Origin of the sequence: Oceanicoccus sp. KOV_DT_Chl, assembly GCF_900120175.1 — a bacterium.
Taxonomy (GTDB): domain Bacteria; phylum Pseudomonadota; class Gammaproteobacteria; order Pseudomonadales; family Dasaniaceae; genus Oceanicoccus.
Window position 1 is genome coordinate 189602 of sequence record NZ_FQLF01000001.1, and the last position, 16048, is coordinate 205649.

At 43.5% G+C, this 16048-nt stretch carries 12 protein-coding genes and 1 riboswitch; of the genes, 6 read left to right on the top strand and 6 right to left on the bottom strand.

Annotated features, from left to right (window positions below; genetic code table 11):
* Positions 1 to 46: 46 nt before the first annotated feature.
* The 3 genes from UNITIG_RS00895 (at position 47) to UNITIG_RS00905 (ending at position 3110) form a co-directional block, all read left to right on the top strand.
* Positions 47 to 526 carry a MaoC family dehydratase gene (locus UNITIG_RS00895; RefSeq protein WP_200821133.1) on the top strand — a complete coding sequence of 160 codons (480 nt, stop codon included), beginning with the start codon at positions 47 to 49 and terminating at the stop codon, positions 524 to 526.
* A gap of 288 nt (positions 527 to 814) precedes the next feature.
* Complete coding sequence (locus UNITIG_RS00900) at positions 815 to 1759, top strand: LysR family transcriptional regulator (protein ID WP_101756678.1); 945 nt, start codon at positions 815 to 817, stop codon at positions 1757 to 1759.
* Between the two features lie 571 nt (positions 1760 to 2330).
* Positions 2331 to 3110 (top strand): acetoacetate decarboxylase family protein, encoded by a 780-nt coding sequence (locus UNITIG_RS00905; RefSeq protein ID WP_101756679.1) that lies wholly within the window; start codon positions 2331 to 2333, stop codon positions 3108 to 3110.
* A gap of 199 nt (positions 3111 to 3309) precedes the next feature.
* Here UNITIG_RS00905 and UNITIG_RS00910 read toward each other — a convergent pair whose 3' ends face one another.
* Positions 3310 to 4944 carry an arylsulfatase gene (locus UNITIG_RS00910; RefSeq protein ID WP_101756680.1) on the bottom strand — a complete coding sequence of 545 codons (1635 nt, stop codon included), beginning with the start codon at positions 4942 to 4944 and terminating at the stop codon, positions 3310 to 3312.
* 682 nt (positions 4945 to 5626) lie between these two features.
* Positions 5627 to 5718: riboswitch (cyclic di-GMP riboswitch) on the top strand.
* 32 nt (positions 5719 to 5750) lie between these two features.
* Here UNITIG_RS00910 and UNITIG_RS00915 point away from each other — a divergent pair.
* The 3 genes from UNITIG_RS00915 (at position 5751) to UNITIG_RS00925 (ending at position 10813) form a co-directional block, all read left to right on the top strand.
* Entirely contained in the window at positions 5751 to 6494 is a 744-nt protein-coding gene (locus tag UNITIG_RS00915) for a VPLPA-CTERM sorting domain-containing protein (RefSeq protein ID WP_101756681.1), read from the top strand.
* Between the two features lie 100 nt (positions 6495 to 6594).
* A complete protein-coding gene (locus tag UNITIG_RS00920) occupies positions 6595 to 8202 on the top strand; it encodes a hypothetical protein (RefSeq protein ID WP_101756682.1) in 1608 nt (535 codons plus the stop codon).
* Between the two features lie 124 nt (positions 8203 to 8326).
* Positions 8327 to 10813, top strand: coding sequence for a TonB-dependent receptor (locus UNITIG_RS00925; protein WP_101756683.1), 2487 nt, complete (start codon positions 8327 to 8329; stop codon positions 10811 to 10813).
* 64 nt (positions 10814 to 10877) lie between these two features.
* On the opposite strand, the gene UNITIG_RS00930 is transcribed toward UNITIG_RS00925, so the two are convergent.
* The 5 genes from UNITIG_RS00930 to UNITIG_RS00950 form a co-directional block, all read right to left on the bottom strand.
* Positions 10878 to 11756, bottom strand: a complete 879-nt coding sequence (locus tag UNITIG_RS00930) for an AraC family transcriptional regulator (RefSeq protein ID WP_101756684.1) — start codon at positions 11754 to 11756, stop codon at positions 10878 to 10880.
* Between the two features lie 943 nt (positions 11757 to 12699).
* Positions 12700 to 13188, bottom strand: coding sequence for a hypothetical protein (locus UNITIG_RS00935; protein ID WP_145999042.1), 489 nt, complete (start codon positions 13186 to 13188; stop codon positions 12700 to 12702).
* Positions 13189 to 13190: 2 nt separating this feature from the next.
* Complete coding sequence (locus tag UNITIG_RS00940; RefSeq protein WP_101756686.1) at positions 13191 to 13715, bottom strand: PEP-CTERM sorting domain-containing protein; 525 nt, start codon at positions 13713 to 13715, stop codon at positions 13191 to 13193.
* A gap of 324 nt (positions 13716 to 14039) precedes the next feature.
* Positions 14040 to 14531, bottom strand: a complete 492-nt coding sequence (locus UNITIG_RS00945; protein WP_101756687.1) for a DUF2721 domain-containing protein — start codon at positions 14529 to 14531, stop codon at positions 14040 to 14042.
* Positions 14532 to 14710: 179 nt separating this feature from the next.
* Complete coding sequence (locus tag UNITIG_RS00950) at positions 14711 to 16024, bottom strand: type II toxin-antitoxin system HipA family toxin (RefSeq protein WP_101756688.1); 1314 nt, start codon at positions 16022 to 16024, stop codon at positions 14711 to 14713.
* Positions 16025 to 16048: the final 24 nt, after the last annotated feature.

Sequence of the window (16048 nt, forward strand, 5' to 3'; positions counted from 1 at the left end):
ATTGCCGTGAAGTTTTAATGATTTAATTGATAAGGTGGAATTCAGTATGCAAGAAAACAGTTCAGGTAGAGTGCGAATCATTAAACGTGATGAAATAGCGGATATTGTTGGTCACCAAAGTAAAGCATCAGAATGGTTTACGGTAACTCAGCATCAGATTAACCAGTTTGCTGATTGTACTCTTGACCGACAGTTTATTCACGTCGACCCTGAAGAGGCAAAAAATGGGCCTTTCGGCACTACCATTGCGCACGGATTTTTGACCTTGTCGATGTTGACGCATTTTATTTCCTTTTTTTCCATAGTCATTGACGGTGTGCATACCCAGGTTAATTATGGTTTTGATAAAATTCGATTTTTAACCCCGGTCAAAGTTGATAGCCGAGTTCGTGCTCATGCAACCTATACTGCTATTGAGGAAAAAACGCCTGGTCAATTTATTTTACATATGCATGTGACAGTGGAGATTGAAGGTGAAGTTAAGCCAGCCTTGATTGCTGAGTGGATCACTATGCAAATGCTATGATTGCTAATCAAATTTCCCTGGTGGTTAATTTGGATACGATCTTGCCTGTAATATTACTAAACATGGTTGTGTTGATGTTATTTTGTTAGGCCTCGGAGACTTAATAATCAACCCGAACTTAAGCTTGTTGGCGTTGTGTTGTAGTAGTTGCTATGCTTGATCGATCGGGGTTTTATTCTAGCCATAAATTGTTGAGTTAAAAGGAATTTTAAAAAAATGGAGGGATGACTCAGCTGCTATATTTTATAAATTATTAGTATAAAGAAGTAAGGTCGGGGGCGATAATAAGTGAATAAGCTAACAGGGTCATTGGTGGGTCGTTGGGCTGGTATTGATGAGTTTATTCAAACCGTCGAAACCGGTAGCTTTACCTCTGCTGCAGCGAAATTGGGTGTTTCTAAATCTTATGTCAGTAAGCAGGTGAGTCAACTGGAAGAGCGGTTGGATGCACGCTTGCTACAGCGTACAACCCGCCAGTTAACATTGACTGATATCGGAGACCTTTTCTATCGACAGTGCCTGGAGATGTCTGAACAATATGATAGATTGGAATCTGACATTTCTGAACTTCAGCAAAAGCCTAGAGGTACTCTCAAACTATCGCTCAATAGTCGGTTTGGTGTGCACTATATGGCTGGCGCGGTGGCTGCGTTTGCGCAATTACACCCTGAGCTTACTATTGAGGTTCACTCCAATTTCCAGGAGATTGATTTGGTTGCCGGAGGTTATGACCTGACGATACGTTACGGTGAACTTGAAGACTCCTCGTTGTATGCAAAGAAACTGGGCGCTTATGATTTGTCTCTGTATGCTTCCCCAAGTTATTGGAAGGCGAATCCGCCGCCGGAGTCACTCGAAGATCTTGCCGCTCATAACTGTATAGTGATGCCAGAACGTTATTGGTTGCTTGATGTTGATGGAAAGGCTACCAGGATTAAAGTCAGTGGTAATTGGGTTAGTGACAATGGCGCCACATTGTTTGCAGCGGCCTGTGAAGGGATAGGAATTGCTCAGATGCCTAATTTTTATGCCAAGGAAGCAGTGGAGGCGGGTAAGCTAGTTAAACTTCGTCAGCCTTGGAGTGGTTACAGCCAAGCGTCATGGGCCGTTTATCCTCATAATCGTCATCTATCTGCAAAGGTGGCATTTTTTATTGATTTTTTGAAAGAGTATGCGCTTAAAGAATGGATACCGAATTCAGACACTTTTTTGAATCAAAGTCCTTTAATATAAATCGAGTAAATGGGGGCGAGTTGATTACCCCTATCACAGCTCTATAGTAAATATCTCAGCACAAGTTCTACTACTCTCTATATTTAGGTCTAGCGTCAAGATGTTATCGAAAGTTTACATGGCAGCTACAAGCTAGAAAAAACGGCTAGAACACAACTCTCATCCCCATTTTTATACTATTACTGATATCAGTGGGACAAAAAGTATTGGTGAGCTCTTACCAGGCATGTAATAACAATTGGCGCATTCGTGGTGGTATCTAAAGATATACGGCGTGTAGTCTAGAGAGTGTGTCCAAGCAATAAAAACATTTCGAATAAGCAGTAATTATACTGTGATGCTAACCTACGCTGATTACTAACCACCCGTGGACAATCAAATTCCAATCAGCAACTTCTCTTTTGTCAGTGCTAAGTCTAGAGTGTTTTACACACCGGATTGAGACTGCTCTCTCGCTGGATACCGCGCCAGAGTGTAATGCTCATTTGATGGCTGCGGCTGGTCTGATGCCATTTGCAGCTCCAAGCTTAACTCATAGAATCCCAATCATAAACTTAAGGATATCATTCACATGACTGACACTTATAGAGGTCCCTTAACCAGCCCTGGTGAACTTGCACAGTGGCCAATGCTAAAAATTGTTTACCGTACTGATCCCGACAAAATTGCAAAGTTGTTACCTCCCGGGATAGAGGTCAGTGAAACGGCTAATGTTAACCTGACGATATACAACTTGCCGGTCAAAGAGGAGCCAGAGTATGGAATTTTGATAACGGTTGATGCCACTTACGATGGTATTGCTGGCGAATATGCAATGGGTTACGGGATTGATCAGGAAGCTGCTATTTTCATCAGTTTGTTAAAAGATGGTCAACCCAAGTTTCCCTGTGAAACAACGTATTACCGACTGGGTGATAAAGTCACTGCACGTTGCAGCCATCAAGGCTATACGTTTGTAGAGTTTGAAGGGTTGTCTGCAGAGGAGGATCTTTTAGACGACGGTGGATTAGAGCGTCACGAATGGTGGGTGAAAGTTTCTCGTCAGGTTGGTGGTGAGCAAGGCTATGATTTTCCCCCTCATGTCGTGCATGTTCATGGCAAATATGGACCAGGTTATCGATTGGCTGTGAATGGAAAGCTTACCCTGCGAGAGAGTCCATGGGACCCTATTGCTGAGCTACTGCCCATGCGAGAGCAAATTTCCGCTCACCTTTGGTGGCCAGAATATCGTAGCCGTGACGTTACTCTTTCTGGTGCACTGGATCCGGATAAATATTGGCCCTTTATTGATACGATTAGTGGCAGTAAGTGGCCTGGCTACTTGGGCGGCCCCATACCTAAAAAAGATTAGCAATAACGGAAGTGTTATCTCAAAGCTATTTTCCTTAGCTTTAGTCCAGGGCCTATTAATGTATTAATTGATGGGCCCTGCAGCTCGAAAAATTCTGTAAGAAATTGTCTTTGAAATACCGCTGAGCGTCTAAGGATAGAGGGGCTTGACAGGTTTGCGCTACGGATCCCCCTTTGCGTTCTCTTAATAGAGTTTTGAGTTAAAAGTCGATCACATTATTTTTAATTTTGTAGTGCTGCCACAATTTTAGTAGCTCTTTGCGTTTTTCAATATGGATGAGAGATAGGTCAGTCATTTCTGCTGGATCTTTTTCCAGATTAAACAGTTGCCAGGCTCCCGAGCCTAATGGTGGTGATAGAAGGACAATTTTCCACGGCCATGAAGTGTAGGCTTTATTACCAAATATTTCTGTCCCGAACTGATTGGCACCTTTATAGGCTTTAGATGTTTTGCCCGAAAGTAATGGAAGTAACGTTTTTCCCTGCAGTGGTAGAGTGGCTCGCCTGTTTATTTGGTGGATGGGAGAGATGCCAGCAAGATCAAGTAAGGTCGGCATGATATCGCGAATACTGGTAAATTCCGCACTTATATTCCCTGCATTTATCATCTTGCCAGGAAGTTTTACCACCAATGGGGAGAGTGTACCGCCTTCAGTGACAATGCTTTTAAATAGTCTATGTGGTGTCATGCTGGCCTGGGCCCAACCGGCACCCATATCAACATAAGAATTGGTTAGCCCGCTGTTTTCAAGGCTATTATCGAAGCTCGCTAAATAATCACCTGTTTGATTAGGGTATGTGGTATTGGGTGCGCCGTTCGCGCCATTATCAGACATAAAGATAATGATGGTATTGTCATACTGATTACTTTGGCGTAAATAACTAAGTACTCGACCAATTTGCTCATCCATATAGTCAATCATGGCGGCATATATTTCCATTCTTCTTGCATAGGTTTTTTGTTGTTCTGGAGGAAGCGAGTGCCATGCAGGTACAAAGTGCAATCTGGGAAAAGGCTTGATGCCAGGTTCGACCATACCTATTCGCTTTAGACTATTAAGGCGTTCTCGTCTAAGGGCGTCCCAGCCCTCGTTGTAAGTTCCTTTGTATTTGTCGATATACGCCTTAGGTGCGTGCAAAGGATTATGGGGGGCCATGTAAGACAGGTAGGCGAAAAACGGTTTGCCGTCACCTTCGGATTCTTTTAGTTTGCCCAGCATAAAGTCGGTGAAATTGCGAGTAGAATAAAAATCTTTGGGTAGTTTAGGCACTGTGCGCCCATTTTCGGTGTAGCGCATTTTCATCGAAGGTGAGAGCGGCTTTTGGTCGTACCAGTGACTACCTCCATTCGTCAATAGCGAGAAGCTCTGCTCAAAACCTCGAGAGAAGGGGTCAGTTTTTTGGGTTTCACCCAAATGCCATTTTCCTGCGATATAGGTGTGATATCCGTTCTTATGTAGTAACTCTGGAAGAGTGGCGACTTTAAAATTCAGTTGGCCTATATAGCCTGGATGTCCTTTCATGGCAGGAGTAATAAGCTCGCTAAGAGTCCCCATTCCCGCTAGGTGATTATCGACACCCGACATCAATACGGCGCGCGTTAGCGAGCAGGTTGGCTGAGTATGGAAGTTGCTAAGGCGCAGCCCTTCCGAGGCTAGCTGATCAATAGTTGGCGTTGAAATTTCGCCGCCAAAGGCACCCAGATCAGAGAATCCAAGATCGTCGGCGACAATAAGTAGTATGTTCGGCTGGGCTTGAGAAAACACATAAGTACATGCAAGCAGCTGAATTATGAGTGTTGTCAGATACGTATAGAGTCTATTTCTTAAATACATGTTGCCACCCCGTTGTTGCGCTTTTGCCCTTATCCGTAGTTAGCAAATTTTCGCAATTTAGTGCTTGGCAAGTGCGCCCGGATGCAAAGCTCTAGGTGGTTACATTTATTATATTTTTATTGATCATTGCCAATGTGAATTATAAAGGATAAATATACGCGTAGTTAGGTTTGTTTGGGTTAACTGTGTTTCTATGCAGGCCATATTAGTGCATGGTAAGTGCGCTCGGATGCGAATCTCTAGTTGGAAAAGTTCATCATATTTTTATAGGGCTTTACCAAAGCGAACTATGGGAGGGTAAGTGCATATTTAATCAAGCCTGCTTGGGATAACTGTGTTTCCATTTGGGTCATAAATAAGTGTTTTTATCATCTGTTTTTTTCAAAAGGTTAGTTTGTAATTATGCTATAGAAATTATCATTTCGTTAAATGATATATGCCTATCTGGTAACTAAATAATAGTAATAAATACACGAAACATTTTTAAACTAAAAATAGATTTTTTATGTCATTTTGTGTCGAGTATCTTGACAGGAAAAATTCTGTTTGCACTAAATTTAAAACGTTTTTAACCTCTTCTTGAAAATTTACTGAATTATTGAAAATCGTTTATTGACCTCTGGCCGGCTTAGGGAATAAGTTGCTCCCCGTCAGGTCGATATTTGGTCTGAAGTTTTAGGAAGTAGGAAAAAGCTGCACTCGACGTGAGTCGAGGTCGGAAAGCTAAGGGTCTTCGTAAAGTCGGTAACATTAGAAGATAGCCTGGCTGCCCTAAAAATAAATTATAAAATTATAGGTGACCTCTCATGAGAAAAATAAATTTAATTAGCGCGGCAATTATTTCTACATTTGTTGCAAGCGCTGCAAGCGCCGCTACTTACACAATCAGTTCAGATGTGACTAATAGCTCTGTTATGCTTGGCACAACTGACAACATCCCCGGTGTTAATCCAACCAATCTAACTATTTCCGGTGAGCTTGATATCGATGTTTCTGGCGGTACTTATATTATTAACAGTGGTAGTGTTACAGTCGATGGTACGATTGGTTTTTTTGCTGGTGCCCCGATAGAGTTATTATTTAACGGCGTGACGTCTGCCTATAATAACGGCGTTTTGTTCGATGGAAGTGGTGCTGGTGGTATTGCTTTTGAAGTTAATGGTAATGGTGTTAATAATATCGATCTTACCCAAAGTGCAGTTAGTGGCGTAATCGGCGACGCCAACCATCTTGGTTTGGCGCAGTATGGTTTAAACTTGGGTGGCGGTACGGTTAATGGTGATGGCACTATTTCACTTGGATTGTGTGGGGCCCCTGATGCCGTAGGATTTGCTTTGTCTCCTACTTGCCTTGGAGATAGTAATACTGCAGGTGTATTCGGCGACAATACATTAGGTGCTACCGTGCTGGGCTCGTCAGCCAGTATTTATTTAGCCGGTAATATCACCCTAACGGAAGTAGCTGCTGTTCCAGTTCCTGCAGCTGCTTGGCTTTTTGGTTCGGCTTTATTGGGTCTGTCAACTGTAGGTCGTCGTCGCGTTAAGAAGTGATTCATTAGTTGTTAAAAAATAAGCGGGCGTTAGCCCGCTTATTTTTTGTCTGTTTTAAGCTGCTATATGTTTGATAAAAAAAATAATTAGAGGTTTGGTAATGATGTTTTTTCGTAGTCTATTTATTTTGTGGTGTATTTTACAGCTAGCTGCTTGTGGTGGCAGTAGTGACGCGAATACAACGCCAAGCAGCGAAACCGAGTTGCAGGGAATGGCTGTCAAAGGGCCAAGAGTTAACGCAGAGGTACGTGTTTATCAAATTGATTTTGGCGGTGATGAGATAAAAGGACGGCTTATCGGCGAGGGAGTTACCGACAGTGCCGCTAACTTCTCAGGTGTATTTGTCAAGAGTGAAACACTTAATAAAGGCCCGATATTAATCGAGGTTTCGGGCGGGGCTGAGTTGAACGGAAGTGTTCCGGTGATTGATACCCTGTCGGCAATAATCAGCCCATCCGCATTACTTCGAGGTGATAGAGTCTACCCTACACCTTTGACCACAATGGTGGTACATAGGACTTTGCTCGACGCAGCAAAACTAGAGCAAATAGACAGCCAACAGTTTGGCGAACTTAAAAAAGCAGCAGTAAACGCCGTTATTACATCATTAGGCCTTGGTATTCTTGATGATATTGGATCAACAGCGTTGGAGAGAACTTCTCCAGTAAGTCTTGATGGCAGTGGGTCAGATGCAAGCCTGGCGTATCGAACTGTCATCGAAGTGTTTAGCGCGTTGGTAGTGCAACTTAAAGAGTTTGCTCCCAATACAAGTGGAGATAATCTTTTATTGGGTATTGTTAAAGATTTGTCTGATAATAATTTAGATGGTGTAAGTGATGGTGAAGGGGTGCCAGAGCTGCTTGAGTTGACAGTTGAACAGATCCTGAGTGTAGCAACACTCAATACTGAAGCTTTATTGGCGCTCAATATCCCCGGTACCGAAACACCAATTAGTATGCTCGGTGAGTTTTTGCAGACTGAGGTCGCTGAGTTGGGTGGGGTGCCTTCACAAACGGCACTGGCTGTCCCTGAATTTTCTGCTCCTGTATTGGTGCTGGACAGTGATGGTGATGGTTATCCAGATATTGTTGATGCGGACCCTGCCGACCCACAAGTTACGGGTGATGTAGATGGTGATGGGGTTGATAATTTAATAGACCTCTATCCAAATGATGGATCTGAATCTCAAGACTCGGACGGCGATACTGTAGGCGACAATGCGGATGATTGTCCGTTTGATAAGGATGTGCAGAGCCTTGAGAGTGGCGATCTTTGCCCATCAGATAGTCTCCCGGTGCAACTCGGTTGCGGAGATGAAGGTACTATAAGCACTATATTTCTCTGCTCATATGAATACAGTTCGAGCTTGCTAGTGAAAGTGAGTGCTTTTGCTGAGCCAAACTCTAATGCGGTGATTACCTCTTATCAATGGCGGGTGATAGATGTACCTGACGGCTCTTTGATAACAACGGATAGTTTGGTGATTGGGGACAGTGGTTCTAGTGTTTCATTTTTAGCGGGGCTGCCTTTAGATATAGGGGCATATATCCTCGAGTTAACAGTTACCACGGAAGAGGGAGTAGAGGTATTAGAGTATGGTGTCGATATAAATAAGTCCTTACCTACACCCGGAGAGATGATATTTTTTAGCTTGGGATTACTATCGCTTGTTGGTTTTAGAAAAAACAAAAATAAAGCGAACCGGTAGTTTCGGGTGCTGCGCTATTTTCTCTTTAGGTAGAGCCATGGAAGGCCTCCTTGATGGTTGAATTGTAATTGGCCTGTAAGGAATACAGGTAAATTAATCAGAATATGATAATAACAGGAATACTATGAAATATCGTTTCCCTCCTCTTTTTACATTGATGCTGCTTCCGGTAGTTACTCAAATACCGGTTTTATCGGCACAGGAATCGTCATTTGCATTGGAAGAAGTTGTTGTTACCGCGCGTAAACGAGAAGAAAGCCTGCAAGAAACTCCGATTGCGGTTTCAGCTTTCAATTCAGAGATGTTACGGGATGCTCAGATTAACTCTGTTGAAGACCTGACCAGAGAAGTTCCTGGGCTTACCAGACCTGGCGGTCGAAAGTCAGCGGACTTATCAATCAGGGGTGTGGGCACTCGTAAGAATGATGTTCGTGTCGAGCCGGGTGTCGGTGTCTATATTGATTCTATCTATATCCCTCGAAACGATACCCAATTAGTCGATGTTATTAGTATGGAGTCAATTCAAGTTCTGCGTGGCCCGCAAGGCACGTTATTTGGAAAAAACACGGTTGGCGGTGCGGTGTTACTGACCACTCAGAAACCCGATGGTGAGTTTAGTGGTTTTGCTCGCGGTGTGGTGGGTAATTTTGATCGGCAAGATGCACGCTTGGCGGTGGATGGACCATTAATAGAGGACACACTATATGGCGGTGTTATTTTAGATTCGGCTAATTCGGGAGGCTATCGTGAGGATGCTTTTACAGGCAGAGAGTATGGCGATATTGATCGACAATCAATTTTGGCGCAGCTGCGATATGAGTCAGGTGGAAGTATGGTGGCAGACTTACTGATGTTCTGGAATAAGCAGCGAGAGAATGCAGCACCGGTTAATTGCTTTTTGGTGTCAGCCGAGGGAGACCTTGCTTCAAGGACAACAAAAGCCCCCACACTGGGAGACTATGCTGATAACGGAATAACCCAGCAGGATTTTCTCGCCGCGGGGGCGGATGTTAGCGGCTTGGCTGCTGGCGATGCGCCAAGCTTCGCAGATGCTTGTAAGCTCAGCGAAAACTTAAGTGATGATAAAAAAGTACTTCAGGATATCGATGAAAATGTTTGGGAGGTTGATAACTTTCTTACCGGGCTGACAGTCAGTTGGGATTTAGGTGATATAACCGTTAAAAGTATCACCGGCTACCTTTACCAAGACAATATTATTCAGTCTAGTGACTCGGATGCTTCTAACATTTTCTCGATTAGAAATTTCTCTGTTGCTCAAGCAGCGTTTGAAGCAAGTGGTATTGATGCCGATAAGCAGGTGCGTGAGTTTGCTTCGCAAGAATTCCAGTTCCTGGGTTCTGCTTTTAATGGCTCAATGGACTACGTGGTAGGTATGTTCTACTCCAGCGAAGTCTTGGATAATCTGCCTGTTGGGATTGCTCTCGGGCCCAATGGCTGGCTCGGTCAGGAGAATTCTCAAGGGGTAGCGACGCTCGACTCAGCTTTTGCTGGTCTCAACGGGATGTCGATGATCAAGCTTGACAATGATACAGCTGCCGCCTTTGGTCAGGTGGTTTATAACTTTGATGAACAGTGGCAAGTCACCATAGGGATGCGCTATACAGCGGAAACTAAAAAGGCTACTCAAGTAAATTACAACTCAGTATCTGAGTCCAGAGGCACTATCGGTCGGGACGAGTTTAATGCCTTGCCTTTTCCAACGTTGGCATTTTCTGTAGCAGCGCCCTTTACCGAAGCTGAGGAGGACTGGGAGGTATTTTCTCCTGCGTTGACGCTGACGATGTTTACACCGGGTGAGTGGCAGAATGACTACTTCGATGGTGGTATGTTTTATGGCAGTGTGAGTGAGGGGTTTAAGGCAGGCGGCTTTTCGCCTTTTGATAACCAGTTAGTAGCCTTTGAACCAGAGAAGTTAATTACCTATGAGTTGGGGTATAAATTGGCATTCTTGAACAATAGGGTGCGCGTCAATGGTGCGGTTTATCAATCAGACTACGATGATATCCAGCTGTCGATTGTTCGCTCTGTTGGTCCCCTTAATGTTCAGCCATTAACTTCCAATGCCGGTAAAGCGTCTATCGAAGGCGCTGAATTAGAAGTTACCTACCTGCCATTTGAAAGTATGTTGACAGGGGTGTCAGCCGCTTATACTAATGCAAAATACGATGAGTTTATTGATGAGCCCAAAGATCCTGTTACTGGCGAAGGGATTCTCTATGATCGTTCTAATGAAGAGTTTCCGTTCTTACCGCAGAAAACGCTAACAGCGTACATGCAATATGAATGGGCCAGCGAATTTGGCTCTGTAACACCTAGGCTCAGTGGTAGCTATATGGATGGGGTATTTATAGGTGCCAGCGCATTCGATGCATTAGCCCCGTCTTCGTATATACCTGGGTACACACTTTGGACGTTCCGTTTAGCGGTTCGCCCTTTACAGGTAGATGGTTTTGAAATTGCTGCTTTTGTTAATAACTTGACTGATAAGGAATATATCGCATCTGGTACGCCGCAAGGCAATATTGGCTCGGTCACTTATAATTACGGTAAGGAACGTACCTTTGGCTTAGAGGTTTTTTACGAGTGGTAGAGTAATAATGCTTTGAAAAGCTCGCCGGCTACATATTATATGGATATGTGTATAGCTGGCTTTTTTAATTCGATTTGCGATCAAGTAGTAATAGGCGCTCTCTATATTGTTTGGGCGTCTCTTTTTTAATCTCAAAGAATTTTTTGTTGAAGTAAGATAAATTATTAAATCCGCATTGCTGCGCGATATTTGTTAGATCGCCATCAGTTGATAATATCTGTTGGCAGGCTTTTTCTATACGTGACCAATTGAGATATTGGACAAAAGTGTAGCTTGTCTCCCGTTTAAAGTAGCGACTAAAGTATTGAGGAGAAACGCCAATGAGTTCAGACATATCTGATTGTCTAATATCTGTTTGCAAATTTTCGTGAATATAGTTGATAACAGGTAGTAACTTCTTACTGAGTTCAGCTCTTTTTGAATGCAGGGGGTGGCGATAGGTGAGTCGTTTGGCGACTTTAAGCTCTCCCAGTGAACTTAACAGGGTGACTAATAAAGGAAATTGTTCTCTGCAATGACTGGTTTGGAATGCGAGTAGTGTCTGCTCGATAGCGGACCCCGCCTCTATCTCAAATAGGAGGCCTTGCTGAGCATTCTTCATCATTCCTGCCACCATATTGAAGCCGGGTATATTCATTAAGTTGAATCCCTGTCCTAGCGGATTAAAGTGCAAAACAATAGCTTCACTTTGATCTTGATGCTCGCTCCCATATAATTTCCAACCGTGACGTACGTTGGGAGCAATCAAGGTAAGGTCACCGGGTTTGAAGCTTTGTGAACAATCATCGATATAGCGATCACCTTCACCACGAAGAATATAACAAATCTCAAATTCTTTGTGATAATGCCAGCCGCCTGACTGTTTGCAAGAAGAAAGGCTCCCTCTGTCAAAATGAACAGTGGAATTACCTTCAAACTCTATCATTTTTAGTACTGGACTCATTAAATCATTGCCTATTTACACGCTCTGCAGTCTGTATGTCAGCCCGCTTTTATTATAGCTATGGCGCTAGTTGTGCTGGTTCTTACCATAGGACGGCAAACTCCTTCGAATATAGCGAAATCACTTCAAATGATAAGTGTATTTTTATGGAATCATTTGTTCTGAATACAGCACTGTTGTTTATTTGGGTTGCATATCTTTCAACTATCACTGGATATAAATAAACCATCTGGATCAAATAATACTTTTGAGCCTGAGCTAGTATTCATTGTGACAAAAAAATGCAGCTCTCATGAAAGGCTGTTAGTCTTGGTGATCTAACAGTCTTTGAAAGGTGAGATCTCTGCGTTTCAATATGAATGATGTTTAGGCTGTTAATAAAACAGGCTTGAATACCTTTGGTCACAAAATTTTGTCCTATTGTTTATTCAATATTTTGACGTTTTAGACTGTGGGAGAATTGTGGGAAGCTCACCGACTTTCATGGACTTCTGTGTACAAAATGGCTGTTGGGTGTCCAGATATAAACTTATATAAATCAATAAGTTATATATTGTATTGAATGCTGCCAGTGTTGAGGTCAGCGGTTCGATCCCGCTAGGCTCCACCAAATAACGTTGTTAAATCGACGACTTAGAAGCCCGCTTGATTGGGTTTTTTTGTGGGTGATGATTTAAGTCGATATGAAGTCCAAATAATTTCTAACAGCAGGGTTTATAGTGCTTGTGTAACTAATCTGGTCAGCAAATTGAAATGAGTTTTTGGTTTGTCAGGTAAATGGCTTTGTGAGGAGCGCGCGCGGTTTAGATGTGAGGCGCAAGCCTGGCCTGTCAGCTTGGTTCTTAAGTATTAGAATGTATTAGTTTGTTAAATGGAAAAGGGCTTTGACCCCTTTAATAGAAAAGGGCTTTGACCCCTTTAATATGAATGCATTGTAGATACCTTACCTTAATTTATTGGCCATTTCTTCCAGCTCTTCGTTCGTGGCCGCTTCAGGTGTGGAGTATTTATCTGGTTTTCCATCTTTGTTTTCTGGGAATATACAGGTGCCGAGGCCTTTTTCGGCACAGGCTGCTATATCTTTGCCATAATTTACTAGCCCTTTTGCGGTGGTGAGAATTGGGACGCCAGCATAGATAATGTCAGGTCCTTTTTCCAAAGGCCTATTCTCTTCTTCCGGCTCAGTTAATTTGAGTGTATTGAGCGATTTAGAATCTGTTATCTCAGGTGGTGGGCTTGGCAAGTTGACGCAGGCATTAAAACTTTTACCAATACATTGTGAGCGGTGTGACAGTTTGTCTGAATATTTCTCATAAATAGTGCCTTTTGAGATGATCATAATTGATTTCGAAGAAGCGTCATTCTGCAATTTTTCGCTATATGCTTTTGAGCAAAGAAGCAGTATGCAAAGAAAAATATAAATTATTCTCATCGTTAACGCTTAGATATTCTACGGAGTATTAGGCCGCCTAAACCTAATAGCAGTAATAGTGCAGAGCTTGATTCTGGTACTTCAGAGTAAGATATTTCTATGTCATACCATGCCGCCCCACCATACAAGTAATCATCGAACTCAATTTCCATGCGATGCCCATTTAAATCTGTTGGTGCCTCTATCAAGGAAGCCGGGCCTCGACCACTTATTAAGTTTAATGAAATATCCCTTAAACTACTGAGCGCAGGGAATAACCCCGATATGGATGATGATTCGCAGTTGCAGAAATCATTACGACCCTCTTGTGGCCAGATAGGCTGCCAGTTTATGCCATTTACTATGGTTGGGTAATCATTATCCGACCATCTTCCGGGAGCGGCAAATGCGGAGTGATGCCAAAACATTGTGTCATCTTCGATAATTAATTCAGATTTCCCGTCGATAAAAGCGCTGACTTGAATGATTCCAGCATTTGCTGTTGAGGCGCATATTGCGAGTGCTAGTGTTAAAAGAAAGTTTTTCATGTAAGACTCTATGTTCGATTATTAGTGTTAACACTGGGGATAAAAACCAGTCGCTATATGCCCCCAAAATAGTAGGAGCAACAGACTGTCGGTATGTTCAGAATTAGAAGAAATTGCTGGCTGGTATACGTATCCTTAGCAGAACCCATGAATCCCTTCCTGATATTATAATTTTTCTATTAAAACGGATAATACCTTTTAATCAGTCAATTTCAAACGGGATATCTACTTTAATTTTGACTATCTCAGCGACTCGCTGAATTTTCCAGGGCTGGAGCACATAATGTGACATTGATAATCGTCATAACCATCTTAGGCAGAAAATTAATAATCGTCCCTTCGGGTAAAATCCATAATCAAAATTTCACTGCGCATTAACCCTTTACGCATGGCGTGGGTAGCGATAAAGACTTCCATTATAAACATCCATAAGGCGATGATGAGCAGTGTCATGCAGAGTATAAATAGCAGGGCAATAGCGGTAGAAAGATTGGTGCCTGCCAGCTTGCTTAGAAATAATGTGATGATAACGAGGCAGACTAACAGTGCGCTGCAGGCAGCCATGTTAATAGCGATATTGATAAAGTGGCCGCGTTTGCTGAGTTGGTACATCTCTTTATCAATTTGCTCTTTGGATTTAACATCAATGACGCCTTTTAGGCCGCGCTGTAAAATTCGTGATCGGTCAATGATTCGTGCCAACCGGTTGGTCATTACCATTAATAGCCCGGAAATACCTGCCAATAGAAACACCGGTGCAACGGCGAGTTGAATCACCTGCCCTATGGTGGTGGCATCAGATAATATGGTTCCCATAATTGACTCAGTGTGTTGTTGGTATCAGTGCTCAAGCATAGTGAAAATTGGGGGCAGAGTAAAAACCTATCGTTTTGGTTTGACCTAAAAAAAATCAGGTGGAGAAGTTAAACAATAACCAATGGTGTTCATTTTTAGTGCTATAGCATGTCTTAAGCGCAGCTTAGCCGCGGTGTTATTTAAATATCCAGTCGTAAGTTTTTACTGATTTCCTGTTGTAACAACGGGAATGCGCCTGCCTTACCGGCATAGTCGTCCCAGCGTGAAACAACGTCGATGACCTCGTCAATAATACCGTTGGCGTCTTTGCCTATTCTTGCAATGTTATTACTTACGGCTAATAAATCCTCACGCACAAAGTCATTACGTTTGCCATTGATAGTGAGTTGGTGGTCGGCTACCCAAATACTGTCTTTTCTATAGCTGTAGGCGATGTCAAAGGCAGGTGCCAAGCGCCATTCACCGTCGGGGTTGATGATGAAACCGAAGTTTTTGCTGTGGTCATCCTGGTTTCTGGCGATAACGTTGAATACCATTCGGCGATACAGCTCGATAGCATCGGGGCGTGGTAATTTTAATTGGCGCATAAGCTGCAATAATTCTTCATAGCTGTATTGGCCGCCAGCTTTGTAATCGACATGGGCCATGGCGCACAGGGATTGGTAGTGCAGTTTGAGTTTTCCCTGGCGGTCAAAGCGTTTGGTCATGAAGTGGGCTAGGCCATCGCGCTCCAGTAATTCACTGGGCATGATGTTGATGCCTGCCGCTTTTGCCATTTGGTAGTAAGCATATTCCATCCGTCCATAGCCCTGGGGGTCATCAAAGGTCTCCTGGCCTTTGTTTTTGTCGCTCACGCCGTCAAATTTAATCAGGTAGTGTTCGTAGCCGGGCGGGGCTTCTATCTGTCCGGAGAGCACTGAGGTTCTTTCTTTGTTAATGCTGATTACCGCTTTGGCTCTGGCGCCGCCGGCGGAGGTGCCAATTTGGAACAGGGCTTCCAGGTTACTGTCTCTCTCGCTGTTGATATCCAGCGTAAACTGTTCGCGTTCCGACACAATTTTTTGCGCAAACTTCACCATATTATTGAGTTCAATTTCTGTGCTGGCCATTGCTTGCACAGGCATGGCGGGTGCATATTCCAGTGCGCCCATGCCGCGATTGCCGGTGTAGAGCAGCCGCTCGACGGGAGAGAAAGAAGCGGTATCGCGTCCGCGCGAGGCCAGCCAGGCATTAATCACGGCGTTGCCAAAATCGTCGGGCAAGGTGTCGGCCAGGCCTGGGGGTAGGCCCTTGAATGTCGCTCGGGGTAAATTATTGAAGCTGTAAATTTCAGTGCTTAATGGCATATGAATAGGGAATAGTTCAATGCCTTGCTGCAGCCATTTGCTATCGTATTCAAAACTGCCCAGGCCGCTGGCGCGATCGAAACTGAGGGCGCCTACGGTCACTCCCCACACTATGACTTCGGCTATGTCGTGGCTTGCGGTTACCATGCTTGATCATCCTGATCTTTTTCG